Here is a 20729-nt window from a genome sequence, read left to right as displayed (position 1 = left end):
GTCACTCCTCATGGATCATCTAAGCAGGGAGCAGTTTAACGACGGTCTCTATGATGACGCTAATAATTGGAATAGCCATCACCATAATGAGCACTTTCCCAGAAAGCTCGATCTTGGAGGCAATGGATTCTTGACCGGCATCTCGCACGATTTGAGCACCGAATTCAGCGATGTAAGCAACACCAATGATTTTCAGAATCGTTTTGAGAAAAACCATATTGATACTTGATTTTTGAGCTAAGTCCTCGAGCACCTGGATAACAGAAGAAATTTTACCGATCAGGAACAAGAAAATCATGATGCCTGTAAATGCTGCCAACAAGAAAGCGAACATTGGCTTCTGCTCTTTGATGATGAGTGTTAATATCGTAACGATGAGTCCTAAACCTACGATCTGGATGATTTCCATCAGGCCCACCTCATTGGAATAGGAAGATCGTTTTGATTTCTTTAAATAAATGATCGAGCATACTGACGACCATAAAGAGCACGACCACGAAGCCAATGACCGTGACCCAGTGTGCCATATCCTCTTTGCCCATCTGTTTGAGCACCGAATGGATCATCGCGATGATGATGCCGATGCCGGCGATCTGGAAAATGGCATTCACATCTACGTTCATTCCAGGCACCTCACTCTGTTGACAAGGAACTCACTTGTACGGCCAAGTATCCCTTGCTTCCATTAATACATCAATATCACGATCAATGCTCCGATTAAGACACCGAGGCTTTTCCACATTTTCTCGTAGCGCCTCTGCTCTTCCCTAGAATCGGTTTCTTCCGTTTGAAGTTGGCTAATAGCGAGCCGTAAATGTTTGATTTGATCACTTCGATCTGTGAGTCCAAGAACGGTTCCCAGCTGCAGCACCACTTCTTGTTCCGCTTGCTTCATCGAAGTTCTTGTCCATACATCATTGACACTCCATTGCCAAATCTCGCGGGTGGATTTACCGTCACTTTTCAATAAACGCTCTGAAGTTATTCGAAATAAGGAAGAAAGCGGTTCTGCGACCTGCTTGCTCAGTGAGGCGAAGGCTTCAGGCAGCGGTGTGAGTGCGTACATGATTTCCGTCTCCATTCTCCCTAATGCACTGATAAGGACACGGATTTGTTTGGGACGCCTTACATAGTGCGCAGCCTTTAGGAAACCAAACAATGTAGCAGCACCGATAATAAGAACCCCACCGACAAATTTCAGCATCTAACATCATCCTTTACGCACAGGGTAGAGTTCCAAGGGCTTGCCCTGACAATCCAAGATGCGGTAAGAAGCCGATGCTCCTTTTCTTCTATGCAGGATGACATACCTCGTGAATACCCCCTCGTCCAACAGCTGCTTCAGAACCGGCCTCCTGCGTACATCCTCATAATCAGCACCATGCGCAGTGGCTACGACGCGAATCCCGGTGTGAACAGCCTCATGGATGGCGTTCGCATCTTCTGGACGCCCAATCTCATCCACAATCAGAACATCTGGTGATAACGAGCGAATCATCATCATCATGCCTTCCGCCTTCGGACAACCATCCATAACGTCTGTTCGTGGCCCCAGATCGAATCTAGGCACCCCTTTGACACAAGCAGCCAATTCTGATCGTTCATCCACGACTCCCACTTTCTTACCAGCCGTCGATACGTTATTCGCCCCCCACTCTCCCCGGCTAATCAATCTTGCCAGATCACGGATCAGTGTTGTTTTTCCGTGCTGTGGAGGTGAAATAATGAGCGTATGATGGATGCTTCTTAGTAAAGGATCGAATAGCTGTGGTAAAATCTCTTGGCCGACACCCTTGATCTCTCGGGCAATCCTTATGTTGAATGAACTCACATCACGTATTTGCTTGACATGTCCCTGGTCCAAAACAGTTCGCCCTGCTAGTCCTACTCGATGACCACCAGCAATCGTGATATAGCCTCTACGCAGTTCTTCCTCGAAGGTATACAAGGAATGATTCGTGAGCATCTCTAGCAACGTAAGACAGTCCTGCTGTGTTGGCTTGTATGCCTTCGTTTCCTGAGTCACCATTTCCCCCCGTTCGCCCACAAAGGTATAACGATCACCCCAGCTAATCTCAAGAGGCCGTGACTCTCTCACCCTTATTTCTTCAACACTAGCTTGTACGTCCGGCGGCAGTCCTGCTAAGAGAAATCGGAAAGTTTGAGGCAGTAAGTACGCAATCGAATCGAGCATAGGGAGACATCCCTCCAAGTTGTCCAGTCTTCTATACTCATTTCTATGCTTAATAGAAAGAAATATGACCGATTACTTTTTTAAAATACCAATAAAGAGACAACTTACTCCCGCAATCACCCAGAGCATTTTGCCATATGATAGTTTCTCTGCTATACCTACTAATCCAATCGTCGTTGTTGCTAGAAGTACTAGAGGACCTACTAGAGCCAGTCCTGAGTTCACCAGCAGCGCTTTCTCCACCGTCGCCAACCTCAGCATCACGATGGCTGCAATAATCTCAATACTCCCTGACATCATCCTCAGCGAAGCCATCGTTAGGACAATTTTGTTCATTTCTTTCTACTCCTCCTCGTAAAAATGTTTGAGTTTTATGTGTCGTCGAATATTTAGCGGAGCGGATTTATAAAAGGCCGGAAGAGCGACTTTTGTAAAGCTGTTCCTACCAACTCCATCCATTTAAAGGAACAGCTTTACAATGGAGTCCTGGAGGTTTTTATAAATTCGCGGAGCGACCGTTATTCGACAGAACGCATAAGGTAGGGTCAAAGCTTTTTACCCTACCTTATGCAAGCTCGTCTGATTTTAGGCATGCTGGGCACCACCATTTGTGAAGATGCATATGCTGAACACAGAATTGAACCTTCAAAGGACAGTGAGGAGAATTACAGATGGAAGTGACCTCTCATTTGAAATGGAACCCCGTTCTAGCCGACCCCACAGGACAAAGGCAGGCTAAACCAAGGACGCTGGGTAAAACGATGGTGATGGATAAAGGATTAGGCTTGAACGCCTTCCAAGATTTACTCAGTACGTCAAGCAGCCATCTGGATATGATCAAAATTGGCTTCGGTACCTCGCCGCTTTATCCTCAGCACGTGCTTAAAAGTAAGATAAACTCAGCAAAAGAAAGCGGTATATGTATTTACCCGGGTGGTACCTTTCTGGAGGTTGCCATCAGACAGAATGCAGTAAGCTCTTTTTTTGACATGCTCATCGCACTTGGTTTTAATGGTGTTGAAATTTCCGACGGGACGATTGAGATGGAGCGCAAACTTCGAAATGAGCTTATTGCCAGAGGATTGGAAGAAGGTTTCGAGGTCATTACCGAATATGGTAAGAAAGGCTGGGGATCCTCCATTGAGTTGGAGGAATTAATTGAAACGGTTTTAATCGACACGGAACTCGGGGCTAAATTGGTAACCATAGAAGCTCGAGAATCGGGCATGGGCGTTGGGATTTTTGATAAAAACGGAAAATGTAAGGACGACGAACTGCAACGAGTACTTTCTGCAATTCCTGGGCAGCAGCTCTTATGGGAAGCACCGCTCAAAAGTCAGCAGGTGCATTTAATTAGCATGCTAGGCCCAGACATCCACTTGGGTAATATTTCACCGGATGAGTTGATGGCGTTAGAAGCGTTACGGAGAGGACTCCGTTCTGATACGTTGTCTTTAGGTACCAGAAAGGATTAAAAGATGCATATCGAGGTTGTCGCCAACATTGGCGAAGCTAGAAGTGACGAATTTCTTCATAAAACCGTCATTGTCGTTGATGTTTTACGTGCAACTAGCACGATCATCACCGCACTGATTAACGGTTGCAAAGCCATTGTTCCTGTGGAAACAGTTCTGAAAGCCAAAGAGTTATTTCGTGAGGGTGACTTGCTTGGAGGTGAGCGTTTTTGCAAAAAGATTCCTGGTTTCGATTTCGGTAATTCGCCACTGGAATACACAAAAGCAGCTATCCAAGGCAAGCGAATTATTCTTACAACCACAAATGGAACAAGAGGTATTCAGAAAGCGATGAAAGCCGATCACGTGTTAGCGGGAGCCCTATTAAATAGCAGAGCCTGTGCAAGGGCCGCGGTCGATTTCAAACGGGACACCGTTATTTTGTGTGCAGGAACCCAAGATGTTTTTTCATTGGAAGATGGGCTTTGCGCAGGTCTTATCCTTGAGGAATTATCCTTTCTGCTCGGTGACAAAAATATGGCAGTCAATGATTTCGGCATGGCTATGCGGGGATGTTATTTGCAATCAAAGGATACGTTGTTTGAGACCATATTAGCCTGCAGTAATGGAAAGAAAATGAATAAGTCTGGTTTCCGGGCAGATTTGATTGTGTGCGCCAAACCGAATACCACAGATCAAGTTCCCATATTGGAACGAGATCAGATGGTACTGATGCATCTTTGACAGACACGCCTGCGTTCTAAATACAAGCCCTTCTCATAAACTAAGATTGAAGTTATGAGGACGAGGGGTTTTGATTATGAATGGCGATTTGCTCTTAGTTATTCTCATTATTATTGGACTCATTGGACGATCACCCATCATTACGACCGCGGCTTGCATTTTACTTGCGATTAAACTTATTGGTTTAGATCGTTTTTTCCCCACGATGGAGCGCAGAGGATTGGAACTTGGGTTGCTGTTCTTGACGATAGGGGTCCTGGTCCCCTTTGCCAGCGAGCGCATTTCTATGAAGGATATCCTATCGGTATTCACCACTTGGCCTGGAATCATCGCACTACTTGGCGGAGCTATTGCTACTTATATGAATGGAAAAGGGTTGGAACTGCTAAAAATAGACCCACAATTAATTGTGGGTCTTGTGATTGGTTCTATATTTGGCATTATATTTATGCGCGGCATTCCGGTTGGCCCTTTAATGGCAGCCGGAATAACGGCTTTTTTATTAAAGCTAGCTTATTTTATTTCGGATAAAATGCCTTGAAAATTCGATTATCTGCGATCTTCTGGTCCACCAACAAACGCATGCTCCGTAGTGTCCAAGCCGTATGCAGTATGCAGAGCACGGATAACTTCGGTTAGGTTCGTGTTGTCAACAACGCACGACATTTTAATCTCGGATGTACTAACTAATGAAATAGAGATACCAAGATCAGAGATCACTTTGAACATCGTTGCAGCAACGCCTGGTGTACTTACCATACCAGCGCCAACAATGGACACTTTCACAAGGTTCACTTCCGAAGTGACTTCACGGTATCCGATGTCACCACGAATTTGTTCAATGACGGTCAATGCTTTTTCACGATCTGCTAGGGTCGTTGTGAAAGAGAAATCAGCCGAACCGCTGATCACACCGCTTTGTACGATGATGTCGACATCAATTTGCTCTTCGGCAAGCGCAATAAATACTTTCGCCAGCTGTCCCGGTTTCTCGGGTACACCCAGAATACTAATTCTTGCCACATTCTTATCGTAAGCGATGCCTCGAACGACGATTCCTTGCTCCATCACTGCTTCCTCCTTCACGTTGGTACCTTCATTGTAAGTAAAGCTGGAACGTACCACTAAGGTAACGTTATAATTTTTGGCATATTCTACAGCTCTTGGATGCAGAACAGCAGCCCCTAAATTAGCAAGCTCCAGCATCTCATCATAGGAAATCTCATTTAACTTTCTCGCTACTTTCACGATGCGCGGATCTGTCGAATAAATACCATCTACATCGGTATAAATCTCACATAGATCTGCTTTAATAGCAGCAGCAAGCGCTACAGCCGTTGTATCTGACCCGCCGCGGCCTAGTGTTGTAATCTCACCCGCTTCGGTCATCCCTTGGAAGCCGGCTACGATGACGACATTGCCTTGTTCGAGAGCTTTCTGTACACGATGTGGCTGAATATCCGTAATTCTTGCCTTCCCATGAACCGGTTCGGTATAAATACCACTTTGCCAACCGGTATAAGAAACCGCCTGCTCACCCAAATTATGTATCGCCATCGATAAGAGAGCTACCGATACCTGCTCTCCTGTCGTTAACAGCATATCCATTTCACGAGCCGGAGGGGCTCCATCGTAAATTTGCTTAGACAGGTCGATCAAATCATCCGTTGTATCTCCCATCGCCGATACGACAACAACGCAGCTATGTCCTGCTTGTTTTCGTTCAACGATTCTTTTTGCAACACGCTTCATTCGCTCTGCATCACCGACAGAGCTTCCGCCAAATTTCATCACTATAAGAGACAAAGCTGACCCACTCCCAACGCATACTAGTGCATAACAATTCAATATTATAGCATATAAACACCTTGCTGTGGTAAGAAATCCACATGAAATGAAAAAAGCCTTTTGGACTCCAAAGAGTCTGAAAGGCTTTAGTCATTAGTTGCTCGCGCGTGAAAGGTATTTTCCATCATCTGTATCAACGGAAAGAATATCGCCTTCGTTGATGAAAAGTGGCACCATCACATTAAGACCTGTTTCCACTTTCGCATTTTTCAAAGCACCTTGAGCTGTGTTTCCTTTAACGCTTGCATCGGTTTCGATAACTTTCAAGTCAACGCTCTTCGGAAGGTTAATCCCAAGAATTTCACCTTGATAGCTCATGATTTTGATGTTCATGTTTTCTTTCAGAAAGTTCAATTCCCATTTCAATTGTTCGTGGGAAAGGGAAATCTGATCATACGTCTCTGTATCCATGAATGTGTACTCGTCGCCAGCTGCGTACAAGTATTGCATTTCACGGTTTTCGATGTGCGCTCGTCCAACGTTCTCACCCGCACGGAATGTACGTTCAACGGTATTGCCGTTACGTAGATTCTTAAGTTTGGAGCGCACGAATGCCGCGCCTTTACCTGGTTTAACGTGTTGGAAATCCAGAACGGTGAAAATATCATGCTCAACTACAATCGTAAGACCTGTTTTGAAATCGTTAACTGATATCACTTGTAAATCCCTCCGCTAGTCAATAATAAGAAAATCTTTGGTAGAATGTGTAAGTATTTTAATGCCGGTGTCAGTAATTACTGCATCATCCTCAATTCGAACTCCGCCAAAGTTGGGGAGATAAATGCCGGGTTCAACCGTAACCACCATACCAGGTGTTAAAATCATATCTTCGGTTTTCGACAAACGTGGAGATTCATGAACCTCCATGCCTAAACCATGTCCAGTACCATGACCGAAGTAATCGCCATAGCCATGCTTTACGATAACATCACGCGCAAAAGCATCGCCCTCTCTGCCAGTGATACCTGGTTTGAGATTGGCTAAACAGTTTAATTGGGCTTCCAGTACAATGTCATAAATTTCTTTATGTTTGTCTGTCGGCTTACCTAGCATAACCGTTCTTGTGATATCTGAGCAATACCCTTTATAATACGCTCCAAAATCCAATTTGACAAATTCGTTTATTTGGAGCACGCGATCACTTGCTTTGCCATGAGGAAGCGCAGATCGTTCTCCAGAGGCTACAATCGTTTCAAACGATGTAGAAGTCCCCCCATTTTTGCGGATAAACATCTCGATCTCAAGGGCAATGTCCTTCTCCTGCACACCTGGCTTGATGAAAGACAGAATGTGTGAGAAAGTTTGATCAGCTAGATCAGCGGCTTCTTGCATAATCTGTAATTCCGCTTCATCTTTAACCATTCGAATCAACTCAACAACGCGCGATGTAGGCACCAATTCAATTCCCGCTAATCCTTCTTGGTAGCTTAAGAAATCACCGTAGGATACATCCACTTGCTCGAAGCCAAGCTTCGTGATCCCTTGCTGCTGCAAGAGTTCTTTCACTGTTTCGATTGCTTTAGCTTTATGCTCAACAACTTCAAATCGTTTAGCTTGCTGAGGAGCTTGCGTCATATAACGAAAATCAGTTAACAATAAAGCACGGTCTAGCGTTATAAGGACATAGCCAGAAGAACCAGTGAAACCAGATACATATGTACGGTTATATGCGTTCGTGATGAGTATTGCCGGTAAATCTTGCTGCTGCATAACCTTGCGAAGACGTTCAATACGTTTCTCCTGCATTGAGATCACCAATCTTTCTTAATTGATAAAGAAAGTATAAGTTTTTATACTTTCGCTTCGCATCAATTGACAAACGCACTCGACCCTGAGGAATGATGGAGTTGTTTAACCTTGCATATGGGGTACTAATGCTCTTAAACCAAGTTCATAGCTTTGTGCACCGAATCCACTGATTTGACCGATAACGACAGGCGCAGTAACCGAATGATGACGAAACTCCTCGCGCTTATGAATATTCGAAATGTGAACTTCTACAGTTGGCAATTGAACTGTGGAAAGTGCATCACGAATGGCGTAACTATAATGCGTGAATGCTCCTGGGTTGATCACAATACCATCTTTTGTGCCGAACGCTTCATGAATTTTATCAATAATATCGCCCTCATGATTCGATTGAAAGCTCTCGAGCTCAATGGACAGCGTCTCAGCTAATTCATTCAAACCTTGAATAATCGTTGAAAGCGAAACCGTTCCGTACACGCCAGGTTCACGTACGCCGAGCATATTTAAGTTCGGACCATTAATGACTAGAACCTTTTTCAACAGGAAATCACTCCCAAGCATTTTTCATTGAAAAATGGGCTCTACAAGCCTATTTAACCTTGATATTTTACCATAACTTTCATGTCTTGTGTATAGGTCGTATTGTTCTTACATCGGTGTATTCAATAGAAATGGAATAACCAATAAACATTCCCCATAGCAGGAACAAACAAAAATCACTAAGAACGGTATCTATATCCAGATCCTGAATCCAATAGGTCATCCCTGATAAAGGGCCTATGAGTAAATATATGGCTGCCCACCATAGAGCACCATACCCTAGCCCCCACCAAGGCCCCTGAAGCTTCCACATCGTGACCATATAAATGAACGCAGCAACGATTGAAAATAAGGTGAAGAAACCCCAACCAACGAGCGTTCCCTGCCAAGTATGCAGAAAATCATGCTTGAAAAAAGGCTCCACAAGAAAACCGATTACAATCTTGGTGAACTTTAAATAATGCTCAACAATTTTGATTGCTCCCCATATGAATCCGGCGAAAAAACCGATGTAAAGGGCAAATACCCAACGATTCGTCAGTATTTTTTCTTCCTTTTTATCACTTGTCATCCATTGTCTTCCTTTCTCTACAAATGTTACTTGTCTCTCCTTAGGTAAGAATAGTATGTTCTACCGCTATCGGTAGCATTCAATCTACGAATCCGTTACAATAAGAAAGTACAAATAACTGAATTTGAGAAAGATAAGAAGGTGGATCTTGTGGCAGAACAAAACAGTATATACGGAGGACAGGCCGTCATTGAAGGCGTCATGTTCGCAGGAAAAAATGTGCATGTAACCGCTGTGCGCAAAAAAGACGGTTCCCTTGATTACTTAGAAGTACCGAAGAAAGTGATCCCTTGGGTCCAAGCACTCAAGAAAATTCCGTTTATACGCGGTATTGTAGGAATCATTGAATCAAGCGCTAAAGGCGCGCAACATTTGAATTTCTCAGCTGAATCCTTCGCTGAACAAGAAGGCGAGGATGCTGAAATTGCCAAGAAAGAAGAAAAACCAGGCTTCTTTTCTAATATTTCGATGATTCTTGGCGTAGCCGTTGTGGGTGTGATTTCATTTCTTTTTGGGAAATTTGTATTCACCCTGGTTCCAGCTGTCATTGAACAGTTTTTGTTTCAAAATGTATTTAGCAATCAATTTCTTCATAATCTTATAGAAGGTGTTATTAAGATTATTTTACTTGTCGGATATATTTACTTCATCTCTTTGACACCTATGATCCGCAGATTGTTTCAATATCATGGTGCTGAGCACAAGGTTATTAGTGCATATGAGGCTGGCGTAGAGCTTACGGTAAGTAACGTACAGAAATTCAACACGCTTCATTATCGTTGTGGCAGCAGCTTCATCGTTTTCACCGTATTGATCGGGGTCGTTATTTACTCATTTCTCCACTATGACGGATATGTCGAACGCATCGTGCAGCGTTTAATATTGCTGCCTGTAGTCATCGGTGTTTCTTACGAGGTGTTACGATTCACCAATTCGCTTCGTGAAGTTCCTGTCCTTCGTTACTTAGGCTATCCTGGACTATGGCTTCAACTGCTTACGACCAAGGAACCTGAAGACAGTCAAGTTGAGGTGTCGATTGCTTCTTTCAACCGCATGCGTGAAGCAGAACAACGAATTTTGGAGGGACGGGCATGAGAAGAAAATTTTCCCCGATCGAGGTCGCCATTGCGATTTTGATTGCGATTGGTTTGCTGGTAAGTTTGCGAACTTTATTCATTCCTATTCTCGTGTTAGGGATTATTTTTCTTCTATACAAATTCCCACCTTCTCGTTGGAGAAAGAATTCGTTGGGTCGGGGGCCAGCCAAAGGGAAAAGAAAAAACGCCAAGTTCCGTGTAATTAATGGAAGTAAAGATTCTGATTCGGATGATTTACCCAAGCATCATTAATACCACTAAGCGTTATTGGCGTCGCAATACTAACTTTTCGTAATTCTGCTCATATGTTTCAGCGGACCAATTGTTGAAGTAATCATTGGAAGCTTTAAATCCTGAGTCGTATAAAGACATACTAAGCTCCTTCGATAAATCAAACTGTGTATTTCCCACACCTAACGTAGGGATTTTGACCGTACGGAACCGGTTCTTTTGCTCAATATAACGCTCATCATGAGCGCTTAGCATTGTTCCAAATAACGCTTCCAACATCGTTATCGGTCCTTTAATTTTATGTCTGGGCATATCGCTTTTACCGACCAATTGGAAACCAATAACAGGTATGATATCCTCACGATCCGTTTCTTGGTCGAAGACCCAAAGTGGATAGTTGCTTAACAAGCCACCATCTACAATATAATAAAATTGCTCTGCGAAAGGCGCTGCCTTTGCAGAGCTTTTTAATTTGCGCCGAATCATGACAGGATCGAAGAAATAAGGAATGCTTGTGCTCATCCGAACGGCTTTGGCGATAGAAAATTTGCGTGGATCGATCCCATATTGCGCAATATCATCAGGTAATATCAAGAGCTTACCTTGTGTAATATCGGATGCAATAACGCGCAGCTGATTGTGTCTCAAGTCACCAAATGTACAGATTCCTTTGGCTGCCAATTGTTGACTAACCCAATCCTCTAACGCTGCTCCAGAATACAATCCTTTTTTGAGAACCAGCCGCGCGGCTGGACCAATAATTTTAGTATTAAAAATGGGAGATCGCTGCATAAACGATCTGAAAGGTGCTCTCAGGATCATTTCTTTCATGTCTTCTCCTGTATAACCTGCAGCCAAAAGAGCCGCTACAATGGCCCCTGAGCTTGTACCTGCGACTTCATTGAAGACATGCCCCTGCTTCATCGCCGCGCTTACACCACCAGCCAGTGCTATCCCCTTTACGCCTCCGCCTTCAAACACTCCATTGATCTTCAAATCGACACCCCTCCTAGTATATCGACTATAGGGCTTCCATAGTTATGTATGCGGAGGCAGTATGTTTATATACCCAAAAAAAAGACAGAGCACCGCGAATAGCGGTCTCTGCTTAGCTTTCAGCTTCTAATTCTTTACGAACATTCATTAGATCATCCATTCGATTCGGTTCTCTTCGAAAATATTCTAATAACGTTTCAATACAAGTAATGGAATCCCAGCTTAAATGATGCTCAATTCCTTCTACATCCTTATATATATTGTCCTCTTGGACACCAATAGTCGTTAAGAAATTTTCAAGAAGTTGATGACGCTCCACTAAACGCTTCCCCATTTTCTTCCCTTTGGGAGTTAACATGAGTCCGCGATATTTTTCATAGATCAAGTAATTATCTTTATCCAGCTTTTGAATCATTTTAGTTACAGAAGAGGGGTGCACCTCAAGCCCTTCAGCAATGTCGGAGACACGAGCGTAACCTTTCTCGTCGATAAGCTTGTATATTCTCTCCAAATAGTCTTCCATGCTTGGCGTTGCCATTGCTTTATTTCCCCCTGCTTTTCCTTTATTTCCTGCCTGCTGCTTAACTATCATAATGCATCAACCCAGATGCGGTCAAATATCCCATGGTTCATTAAGTTATAGCGTTGGCACACTAATGTACAACAAAGAATCGAGTAAATATTAGTGAAAGGAGCATATCATGTCTACTAAATTGCTCACCAGACCCGTGCCAAGCTCAGCTGTTTTCGTGCCGGAACTTGTTTATTTTGAACCTGATGCAATGAATTATCCTAAAGGACAACGTATATATGAATGGGCCAAACAACAAGGATTGGACATTCATATGACGACCTCTCATAATCAAATTCGTGATTTGCCAGGTGATTCGGAACTCGATAAGTATCGAATTGCGAAACGTACACTTGTCGTTGGTATTCGAAAAACACTCAAGTTCGAAACTTCCAAACCATCTGCGGAGTATGCAATTCCCATTGCTACAGGCTGCATGGGACATTGCCACTACTGTTATCTCCAAACGACAATGGGAGCAAAGCCTTATTTACGTATCTATGTGAATATGGACGATATCCTAGGTGCCGCTAAACAGTATATCGAGGAGAGAGAACCGGAAATCACCCGCTTTGAAGCCGCTTGTACGTCTGACCCCGTCGGACTGGAGCATATCTCAGGCTCATTAAAGCAATTAATTGAGTTTATGGGGCAGCAGAAGAACGGTCGTCTACGTTTTGTAACCAAATATCATCATGTAGAACCTTTGTTAGATGCCAAACATAACAAACATACCCGGTTTCGTTTTAGTGTGAATGCAGACTATGTCATTAAAAACTTCGAACCTGGGACTTCCAAGTTCCAAGAACGAATCGAAGCCGCAGGAAAAGTAGCCCATGCAGGCTATCCGCTAGGCTTTATTATTGCGCCAATCATTTGGCATGAAGGATGGGAAGAAGGCTATGCTACTTTGCTTGAACGTCTTTATAAAGAACTACCTGTTGAGGCAACAAAAGATTTAACCTTTGAAATGATACAGCATCGTTTCACGAGAACAGCAAAGAATATTATCGAAAAAAGATATCCAAAAACAAAACTAGAAATGGACGAAGAAAAACGAAAGTACAAGTGGGGAAAATATGGAAAAGGGAAATACGTCTACAAAGATGAACAAGCAAACGCACTTAGGGAATTTATCACAGAGCAAATCTTTGCTAAATTCCCTGATGCGAAGATCGAATATTTCACGTAACTAAAACTTTAACCAATCGGGGGTTATGGAGTTTAACCAAAGCGTGATTTGCGTCATTTTGCCTGTATAGAGCAAAACCGCAATGACGATCATCAAGCCCCCTCCTATTTTCATGATCAGGTTTGAATAGCGCAGTATCCATTTCGTAGATCCAATAAAAAAAGATAGTACAAAAAACGGAATCGCAAAGCCTAGGGAATAGGCGGTCGTTAATTGAAACCATGTACCAGGTTCGGTTGTAGCCAGCGCAAGGATGGCGGACAGAATCGGTCCAACACAAGGGGACCACCCTGCTGCAAACCCCATTCCAACAAGAACAGAACCAATATAACCGGCAGGACGAAATTTGATTTGTAATTTACGTTCCTTCATTAACCATTGAGGTTGGAAAATGCCAAGCAGGAACAATCCCATGATGAAAATTAATAATGCGGCTATTTGTCGTAGCAAATCACGATAATCAATAAAAAAATTGCCTAGGAAACCCGCTGTTAAGCCTAACGCATAAAAAATGATCGAAAACCCAACGATAAAACTTAATGTATGAAGCATCGTTTGACGCCGAACTGCGGAAGAAGATTCCCCTGATTTCAATTCACTAACTGAAATTCCCGTTATGTACGATAAGTAAGAAGGATATAAAGGCAAACAACAAGGTGAGATAAAGGAAGCAATTCCCGCCCATAAAGCAATCCACAAATTTACAGAATCCATATTAAATCCTCAATCCTCTTTTCAAAATGATCCCGATCAGTATAGCTATGAGAGTAAGTACAACCGTCCCACCCGGAGCAAGATCCCATACACCCGCAACGACAAGTCCAATAACAACAGCAATTTCAGAAAATAGTATCGCTAAAAAGACCGAGTGCTTAAAGCTCCGAGCGATTAATAAACTGCACGCTACCGGTATCGTTAATAACGAGGAAACTAGCAGTGCGCCGACAATTTTGATAGCGACTGAGATCACAAGAGCGGTTAGCATTGTAATCATCATATTATAATATTTAAGCGGAAGTCCACTTACACTCGCTGCATCTTCATCAAAGAACATAAGAAAGAACTCTTTGAAATGGGCCGCAATTACGCCAACAACGAGTACACAAACACCAAAAACAACCCATAAATCGGTTGAATCCAATGTGTAAATACTGCCGAACAAATAACTCATGACGTTCATATTAAAGCCTTTGCCAATGGTAAAAAGGAGAGTCGCCAGTGCAACCCCGCCTGACATAATAATGGCTATGGAAAGCTCAGCGTAAGTCTTGTAGGCTTTGCGCAAACGTTCAATGGCAAACGATGCAAGCAAAGCGAACACGAGGCCAACACCCAAAGGGTACACGTTAATGAGAAAACCAAGAGCAACACCTGCAATTGAAACATGCGCAAGTGTATCCCCAATCATTGACAACCTTCGAAGGACAAGAAAAACGCCCATTAAAGGCGCTGCAAGCCCAATCAGAATGCCACCAATTAATGCACGTTGAAAAAAGTATTCCGTAAATATGTCCAAAATGCCCGCTCCTAATATAGGGATCTTTGCTCAGAGAACAAAGTCTCTCCTCTTTATTGAACTCCGATCATCTCACGAATCTGGCCGATTGAGTGTGTCAAATTCGTCTCACGGCAATCCTCCGGATCATGGGTATGCTTTACATAAAACTTGATGCCGCCACTTACTTTCTGCGGCTCTGTACCTAGATATGACTGCATCATGTCCATATCATGGGATACCATAATGAAGGTCATATGATGATGCTGGTGCATATGGCGGATCATTCGAAAAAATCCGACCTGCGTTTCAGCATCAATGCCAACCGTCGGCTCATCGAGAATGAGCAGCTCAGGGTTGTTTACGATCGCGCGTGCGAGGAAAGCACGCTGCTGCTGTCCGCCTGAAAGCTGACCGATGCGCCGGTCAGCCAAATCCTCGATGCGCATAGCAAGCATCGCGTCTTCGGCCTTCTGAAGGTCGGCTTTGGTCAACCGGCGATAGACCCGCTTCTTGCTATACATGCCAGATAAAACAATTTCCCTGACTGTAGCTGGGAATAAGGGGTTGAACGCATTTTTTTGAGGAACATAACCGATACGTTCCCAATCTTTGAATTGGCTCAGCGGGCGATCAAACAGCCTGATCTCCCCAACTGTTGGTTTTAACAGACCGACAAGCATTTTAAGCAGTGTGGTTTTCCCTGCACCATTGGAACCAATGACACCCACAAAATCACGTTCAAGAACATCAAAATGAAGCTTCTCTATCACTTTCTTATTATCATAGGAGAATGAAAGGTTATCAATAGATACTATGCTCCGATGGCAAAAGTTTTTACTGTTATTCTCCATCTTCTTACTCCTGACTCAATTAAGAATGGAACTACTCTTACCTTATTGTAAGGCAATTACTAGGTTTTTCAAATTTTCGTCCATGACCGAGATATAATCTTTGCCTGCTTTCATTTGTTCATCCGTTAATCCCTCAATCGGGTTAAGTACCATTGTGTCCACTTTAGCATCTTTCGCTAACGTTTTGGCTAATTTATCTGATACCAGTTCTTCAAAGAAAATATATTTCAAACCATGCTCTTTCAAAAACTCATTCATTTTTTTCAAATCCTGAGCAGTCGGCTCCGCATCCGGTGATAATCCCATTATGGACATTTGTGTCAAACCATAATCCCTACATAAATAAGCAAAAGCTTGATGAGAAACCGCAATCTCTCTCTTCGAAGTTCGAGCAATTTCCTTTTTGTATCGCGCATCCAGATCGGTCAATTTCGCTGCATATTTCGTATAATTCTGCTCAAAAACATCCTTGTGTGCAGGATCCGCTTCAATCAGAGCTATTTTAATATTATTAGCCATTTTCATAGCGTTTAACGGGCTTAACCAAGCATGAGGGTCAAATTCCTCTTTATTTTCCGTCGTTTTTATTAAATCTGCCCCTTTACTAGCCTCAACTACCTTTAAAGTCGAGTCTGCTGACAAACTACCGAGGAAGTCCTCTACCCAACCTTCAAATCCTGCTCCTTGATACACAAAAATCTGGGCTTGGGTCATATTTTTGATATCTCTGCTCTTTGGCGACCAATCATGCGGTTCTACGCCAGCTGGGACCAAATTGATCGCATTCACATACTCCCCGCCAATATTGCGGGTAAATTCATAAAGGGGATAAAAACTGGTCACCACATTGACTTTGCCTTGGACCATCTTAGCTTTCGAACTAGCCGTACTTCCACAACCAGCCATGACAACAGTTAAAATAGCCAACAAGACTATGTAAAGAACTCTCTTATTTCTTACCATCATAATTAACCACCCATTTCTAAATCGTAATAATTTTTATTAACGAATTGATTATACGAGTCCCCTTAATTGAAGTCAATACATCGAAGAGTAAAAACCAAAAAAGCCAGCTGTCGAGTTCACAGCATGGCCCCATCTATAGTAAGTTATTGGTTTCGTGGTGGTTATTTAGATTGACCTCCACCACCTTCTGATTTCGAATTACCTGCCTCTGACCCACCTGAATCCTTTTTACTTTTATCTTCACTTTCCTTTGAATCGGATGGTTTTTCACTTTCCTCTTTTAACTTTTTATAACGTTCTTCTGATTGTTTAATAAGCTTTTTATCCTGATCAATCTTATATTGAATAATCTCATTATACATCTCGTATTGCTTTTTCAACTCTTGATCAATAATACTTTCTTTCCCCTTTGTACTCTGTGTTTTAGATTTCGATTGATCCTTTTTGGCATCATCCTTCTTATTATCCGAGTCGCCACCGAAAATCGTACAAGCCGATACAAGAATGACCATCCCTGTTATACCTATTAATTTCACAAGAAACCGAATGCTCATATGCCTCACTCCGTGGTTAGTTTCCTTTATCATGCCCCACTCACATTAAAAACACCCATACTAACACAAACACCCCACCCCTGAAAAATAAGGGATGAGGTGTTTATTCGTTGAGTTCCTATTATTTCACAATTGCTCCATTAGGCATCGAATCAGGGACTGTAGCAAGTGTCAGCTGGTCGCCATGTGAAGCGGCGAGAATCATCCCTTGTGACAGCTCGCCGCGCAGCTTGACGGGCTTTAAATTCGTGACGCAAATCACTTTGCGTCCAGCAAGCTCTTCGGGCGAGTAAAACTTCGCGATGCCCGAAACAACCTGGCGCTGCTCGTATCCAAGGTCGAGCTGCAGCTTGAGAAGCTTATCGGCGCCTTTTACAGGCTCCGCCGATAAAACCTGTGCTACGCGCAGCTCCACTTTGGCGAAATCATCAATCGCGATTTCGTCCTTTGCCTCTGGCGCGGGCTCTGCGTTGGCAGCAGCCGCAGGTGCTGCCGCGGTAGATTCGCCGGCGACAGATGCAGCGCCGCCTCCCATGGCCTCGACGATGTAGGCGACTTCTGCCTCCACATCCAGTCGAGGGAACATAGGCTCTCCCTTCTGCACTTTTATGCCAGCAGGGAGATGCCCGAAGGTCTGCACGCTCTCCCACGCCGTCAAACGTGGTAGGTCCTCGGCAGCCAAGCCGAGCTGCTGCCAAATCAGTTGCGGCGTCTTGGTCAAAAACGGACGCAACAACACAGATGAAATGCGCTGGGATTCTGCCAGCACATACATCACGGAGCCAAGTATCTCGCGTTTGGCTTCATCCTTCACCATCGACCACGGCTGCGTCTCGTCGATATATTTATTCGTGCGGCTGATAAGTTGCCACACAGCTGAAAGCGCAATGGAAAATTCCATCTTTTCCATCGCTTCCTCGTACTTCGCTACCGTAGAACGAACAGTCTCCAAGAGACTTTCGTCAAATTCAGTAGCCCCCGCAACATAAGCGGGAATCTTGCCGGCAAAGTACTTATCGATCATCACGATCGTACGGTTCAAAAGATTCCCGAGATCATTGGCGAGGTCATGATTGACTCGCTCAACAAAACTTTCCGGCGTAAATGTTCCATCCGCCCCAAAAGGCACTTCGCGCATGAGATAGTAACGCAGCGCATCTAATCCATAACGATCGATCAACGTAACCGGATCGACAACATTCCCTTTGGACTTTGACATTTTGCCGTCCTTCATGAGCAGCCAGCCGTGCGCAAACACCTTTTTCGGCAAAGGTAAGTCAAGTGCCATCAACATAATCGGCCAATAAATCGTGTGGAATCGGACTATCTCCTTGCTCATTAAATGAACATCCGCAGGCCAATATTTCTTGAAGTTACTTTCATCTTCTGAACCATAGCCCAGCGCAGTAATGTAGTTGGAAAGCGCATCGATCCAGACATAAATGACATGCTTCGGATCCCCTGGAACTTTAATCCCCCAGTCAAACGTCGTTCTGGACACAGCCAAATCCTCAAGACCTGGATTAATGAAGTTATTCAGCATTTCATTTTTACGAGATTCGGGGTGGATGAAATCTGGATTATCCTCATAATACTGCACTAAGCGATCAGCGTACTTGCTCATCCGGAAGAAATAAGTTTGCTCCTTCATTTTCTCCACAGGTCGCCCACAATCTGGACATTTCCCATCTACCAGCTTGCTCTCCGGGAAAAAAGATTCATCGGGAATACAGTACCAGCCCTCATACTCACCTAAATAAATATCCCCTTGATCCAGTAATCTTTGAAAAATCTTACCAACGGCATCTTTATGACGATCTTCGGTTGTTCGAATAAAATCATCATATGAAATATCTAGCTTTGCCCAAAGCTCTTTGATTCCTGAAACAATATGATCTACAAATTGCTGAGGCGTCGTCCCTTTCTCCTGAGCCTTGCGCTCGATCTTCTGACCATGTTCATCGGTACCTGTCAAATACCTGACATCATAGCCGCGCAGTCTCTTGTAACGTGCCATAGCGTCACCGGCTACCGTAGAATAAGCGTGACCAATGTGCAGCTTATCACTCGGGTAATAAATTGGTGTTGTAATGTAAAATGTTTTCGATTCCGTTGACATCATTCGTTCCTCCTAGCAAATAGTAGAAAACACAAAAAACCCTCATCCATCTTGGGACGAGAGTTGAACTCACGCGGTACCACCCAGGTTCCCCCGCCTTTCACAAGCTCGGGGCTCAGTAAGTCGATTACGACTTGCCCATTAACGCTGGGACACGAGGCCAGCTTACTCCCATTTTGCCATTTGCTTCACAAATGAAATCTGGGCAGCTCGAAAGCCTATTCTCCGGGACCATATTCCAAACTTACTCCTATACCGGCTTTCACCTAACCCGGCTCTCTGTTTATAGGCATCCGTCTGTACTTATCCGTTCATCGAAACCATATATACAACTTAAGGCAAATATATCGAAAAAATGAGCTGCCTGTCAAGCAGACTGATCATTATGAGATAAATTTTCCACTCGTGCCGGTACATGATCAATACCACCCGGATGAAAAGGATGGCATTTACAAATTCGTTTCACCGACAACCATGATCCCTTCAACGCACCGTGAACTTCAATTGCTTCTAATGCATATTGCGAACAAGTGGGATAGAATCGGCAAGTAGGCGGTTTCAACGGAGAAATAAACTTCCGGTAGAAATGAATAGGCACCTGTAACGTCTTTTTCAACCGAGCCTCTCCCCCTACTCCATTGTTTTTCAAAACATGCTGCTCATCCATCATGCCTGAAAAAAAGGACAGAGTCAATTCAAGCCTTATTGCTAAGCAGAGAGTTGAAAACATTTAAGAAAAGTAGGATATAAATAGACAGAAATAAACGTCTTGATCCAATTAATAAACGTAAACCCCGATCTATTCTTATTATGCAAATATCCTTGGTGATCTTTAGGCAAAATACTCCGTATCCTCAATTTGGAATTGAGTCTATTTATTTTGGATTCTAAGTATGAGCGCAAATTCAACTCGTTAGGGAAGTTTTGGTTTAAATCGGTTTGAGGCGTTTCTTCATAATATTCCTGATCATTATATATTGGAGCATCAGAGGCTGGCTTTCTTAATTTCTGAAACAAATTAAGCCTATTTTCCTTAATCAAATTTGCATAATGAATTTTCTGAAGCATCAATTGAGCACTTCTATAATTAATTTCAAGGATATGTGATAAAGAACTCGCAGTATACTCTTTGCCTTCTTGCAATAACAGTTGGATGGCACGGAACCAATGAAGTAATGAAAGCTTAGATTTATGCATAATCGTCCCAGCAGTTATGGAGACCTGCATTCTGCATTCCTTGCACTCTAATAATCTTCGTGCGTGAATGTTAAAAGCTTCATGATAATCACAGCGAGGACAACAAAACCCATTAGACCAGCGTATCTTCATTAAGAAATTCTCACATTCTTCTTCTGTAAGAAACGTATGAGATTGCACATCGGTAAATTGTAGTTCCATATCCTCACCCTCTTCATTTTCAAACACTTGTTCTCATTAACATTATACCAAACAAACGTTCCCATGTGAAGTGTTTTTATTAAAAGAACTCTCATTATAAAGTGAGGAATTTTGTTATATCTACACACTCGTGTTTTCAAGCTATATGAGTTAGCT

The 20729-nt window shown here is 43.3% G+C and carries 26 protein-coding genes; 6 read left to right on the top strand and 20 right to left on the bottom strand.

The features are described from left to right. Positions 1-19 precede the first annotated feature (19 nt). The 5 genes from spoIIIAD to QFZ80_RS09720 form a co-directional block, all read right to left on the bottom strand. Positions 20-409 carry a stage III sporulation protein AD gene (gene spoIIIAD / locus QFZ80_RS09740; protein WP_056837867.1) on the bottom strand — a complete coding sequence of 130 codons (390 nt, stop codon included), beginning with the start codon at positions 407-409 and terminating at the stop codon, positions 20-22. Positions 410-419: 10 nt separating this feature from the next. Further along, complete coding sequence (gene spoIIIAC, locus QFZ80_RS09735) at positions 420-623, bottom strand: stage III sporulation protein AC (RefSeq protein ID WP_029197158.1); 204 nt, start codon at positions 621-623, stop codon at positions 420-422. A gap of 62 nt (positions 624-685) precedes the next feature. Further along, positions 686-1204 carry a stage III sporulation protein SpoIIIAB gene (spoIIIAB, locus tag QFZ80_RS09730; RefSeq protein ID WP_307547083.1) on the bottom strand — a complete coding sequence of 173 codons (519 nt, stop codon included), beginning with the start codon at positions 1202-1204 and terminating at the stop codon, positions 686-688. A gap of 6 nt (positions 1205-1210) precedes the next feature. Then, positions 1211-2194 carry a stage III sporulation protein AA gene (spoIIIAA, locus tag QFZ80_RS09725; RefSeq protein ID WP_307558658.1) on the bottom strand — a complete coding sequence of 328 codons (984 nt, stop codon included), beginning with the start codon at positions 2192-2194 and terminating at the stop codon, positions 1211-1213. A gap of 72 nt (positions 2195-2266) precedes the next feature. Next, positions 2267-2530 (bottom strand): YqhV family protein, encoded by a 264-nt coding sequence (locus tag QFZ80_RS09720; RefSeq protein WP_057306427.1) that lies wholly within the window; start codon positions 2528-2530, stop codon positions 2267-2269. Between the two features lie 335 nt (positions 2531-2865). Here QFZ80_RS09720 and comA point away from each other — a divergent pair, with 335 nt between their 5' ends. The 3 genes from comA to QFZ80_RS09705 all read left to right on the top strand — a co-directional run bounded on the left by comA (position 2866) and on the right by QFZ80_RS09705 (position 4933). Beyond that, positions 2866-3669 carry a phosphosulfolactate synthase gene (comA, locus tag QFZ80_RS09715; protein ID WP_307558656.1) on the top strand — a complete coding sequence of 268 codons (804 nt, stop codon included), beginning with the start codon at positions 2866-2868 and terminating at the stop codon, positions 3667-3669. Positions 3670-3672: 3 nt separating this feature from the next. Further along, positions 3673-4392 carry a 2-phosphosulfolactate phosphatase gene (locus QFZ80_RS09710; RefSeq protein WP_307547086.1) on the top strand — a complete coding sequence of 240 codons (720 nt, stop codon included), beginning with the start codon at positions 3673-3675 and terminating at the stop codon, positions 4390-4392. A 76-nt stretch (positions 4393-4468) separates the two neighbouring features. Continuing rightward, a complete protein-coding gene (locus QFZ80_RS09705; protein ID WP_307547087.1) occupies positions 4469-4933 on the top strand; it encodes a DUF441 domain-containing protein in 465 nt (154 codons plus the stop codon). An 8-nt stretch (positions 4934-4941) separates the two neighbouring features. Here the strand turns inward: QFZ80_RS09705 and QFZ80_RS09700 are convergent, their stop codons facing one another. The 5 genes from QFZ80_RS09700 to QFZ80_RS09680 form a co-directional block, all read right to left on the bottom strand. Next, complete coding sequence (locus tag QFZ80_RS09700) at positions 4942-6198, bottom strand: aspartate kinase (protein WP_307547088.1); 1257 nt, start codon at positions 6196-6198, stop codon at positions 4942-4944. A 135-nt stretch (positions 6199-6333) separates the two neighbouring features. Further along, the gene (gene efp, locus QFZ80_RS09695) at positions 6334-6897 is read right to left on the bottom strand and encodes an elongation factor P (RefSeq protein WP_307547089.1); all 564 of its coding nucleotides are present in this window, start codon (positions 6895-6897) and stop codon (positions 6334-6336) included. Positions 6898-6912: 15 nt separating this feature from the next. Further along, positions 6913-7986: a M24 family metallopeptidase gene (locus QFZ80_RS09690; protein WP_307547090.1), complete on the bottom strand. Its 1074-nt coding sequence runs from the start codon at positions 7984-7986 to the stop codon at positions 6913-6915. A 105-nt stretch (positions 7987-8091) separates the two neighbouring features. After that, the gene (gene aroQ, locus QFZ80_RS09685) at positions 8092-8529 is read right to left on the bottom strand and encodes a type II 3-dehydroquinate dehydratase (RefSeq protein WP_307547091.1); all 438 of its coding nucleotides are present in this window, start codon (positions 8527-8529) and stop codon (positions 8092-8094) included. Between the two features lie 79 nt (positions 8530-8608). After that, positions 8609-9100: a YqhR family membrane protein gene (locus tag QFZ80_RS09680; RefSeq protein ID WP_307547092.1), complete on the bottom strand. Its 492-nt coding sequence runs from the start codon at positions 9098-9100 to the stop codon at positions 8609-8611. Between the two features lie 201 nt (positions 9101-9301). On the opposite strand from QFZ80_RS09680, the gene QFZ80_RS09675 reads away from it, so the two are divergent. Both QFZ80_RS09675 and QFZ80_RS09670 read left to right on the top strand, forming a co-directional pair. Then, complete coding sequence (locus tag QFZ80_RS09675; protein WP_307555602.1) at positions 9302-10195, top strand: DUF1385 domain-containing protein; 894 nt, start codon at positions 9302-9304, stop codon at positions 10193-10195. Continuing rightward, entirely contained in the window at positions 10192-10449 is a 258-nt protein-coding gene (locus QFZ80_RS09670; RefSeq protein ID WP_307547093.1) for a hypothetical protein, read from the top strand. Before QFZ80_RS09675 ends, QFZ80_RS09670 begins: the two co-directional genes overlap by 4 nt. 12 nt (positions 10450-10461) lie before the next feature. Here QFZ80_RS09670 and QFZ80_RS09665 read toward each other — a convergent pair whose 3' ends face one another. Next, a complete protein-coding gene (locus QFZ80_RS09665) occupies positions 10462-11424 on the bottom strand; it encodes a patatin-like phospholipase family protein (protein WP_307547094.1) in 963 nt (320 codons plus the stop codon). Between the two features lie 112 nt (positions 11425-11536). Continuing rightward, positions 11537-11962 (bottom strand): transcriptional regulator MntR, encoded by a 426-nt coding sequence (gene mntR / locus QFZ80_RS09660; RefSeq protein ID WP_029197173.1) that lies wholly within the window; start codon positions 11960-11962, stop codon positions 11537-11539. A gap of 163 nt (positions 11963-12125) precedes the next feature. On the opposite strand from mntR, the gene splB reads away from it, so the two are divergent. Further along, entirely contained in the window at positions 12126-13187 is a 1062-nt protein-coding gene (splB, locus tag QFZ80_RS09655; protein ID WP_307547095.1) for a spore photoproduct lyase, read from the top strand. Here splB and QFZ80_RS09650 read toward each other — a convergent pair whose 3' ends face one another. From QFZ80_RS09650 to QFZ80_RS09615, 8 genes are all read right to left on the bottom strand, one after another. Next, on the bottom strand, positions 13188-13901 hold the full coding sequence (locus QFZ80_RS09650) for a cytochrome c biogenesis CcdA family protein (RefSeq protein WP_057306439.1): 714 nt from the start codon (positions 13899-13901) through the stop codon (positions 13188-13190). Position 13902: 1 nt separating this feature from the next. After that, positions 13903-14703: a metal ABC transporter permease gene (locus QFZ80_RS09645; RefSeq protein ID WP_307558653.1), complete on the bottom strand. Its 801-nt coding sequence runs from the start codon at positions 14701-14703 to the stop codon at positions 13903-13905. Between the two features lie 53 nt (positions 14704-14756). Then, positions 14757-15536 carry a metal ABC transporter ATP-binding protein gene (locus QFZ80_RS09640; protein WP_307547097.1) on the bottom strand — a complete coding sequence of 260 codons (780 nt, stop codon included), beginning with the start codon at positions 15534-15536 and terminating at the stop codon, positions 14757-14759. A 42-nt stretch (positions 15537-15578) separates the two neighbouring features. Next, positions 15579-16502, bottom strand: coding sequence for a metal ABC transporter substrate-binding protein (locus tag QFZ80_RS09635; RefSeq protein WP_307547098.1), 924 nt, complete (start codon positions 16500-16502; stop codon positions 15579-15581). Positions 16503-16663: 161 nt separating this feature from the next. Continuing rightward, entirely contained in the window at positions 16664-17056 is a 393-nt protein-coding gene (locus QFZ80_RS09630; RefSeq protein WP_307558651.1) for a hypothetical protein, read from the bottom strand. A 121-nt stretch (positions 17057-17177) separates the two neighbouring features. Beyond that, positions 17178-19175 (bottom strand): methionine--tRNA ligase, encoded by a 1998-nt coding sequence (gene metG, locus QFZ80_RS09625; RefSeq protein WP_307564074.1) that lies wholly within the window; start codon positions 19173-19175, stop codon positions 17178-17180. 367 nt (positions 19176-19542) lie between these two features. After that, complete coding sequence (gene yidD, locus QFZ80_RS09620) at positions 19543-19842, bottom strand: membrane protein insertion efficiency factor YidD (protein ID WP_307555608.1); 300 nt, start codon at positions 19840-19842, stop codon at positions 19543-19545. A gap of 41 nt (positions 19843-19883) precedes the next feature. Further along, the gene (locus tag QFZ80_RS09615) at positions 19884-20573 is read right to left on the bottom strand and encodes a transposase (protein ID WP_307558649.1); all 690 of its coding nucleotides are present in this window, start codon (positions 20571-20573) and stop codon (positions 19884-19886) included. Between the last annotated feature and the right edge of the window lie 156 nt (positions 20574-20729).

The organism is Paenibacillus sp. V4I7, from assembly GCF_030817275.1.
GTDB lineage: Bacteria > Bacillota > Bacilli > Paenibacillales > NBRC-103111 > Paenibacillus_E.
Note: the sequence above shows the minus strand (reverse complement) of the source record. Positions and strands in the feature narration are given on the sequence as shown.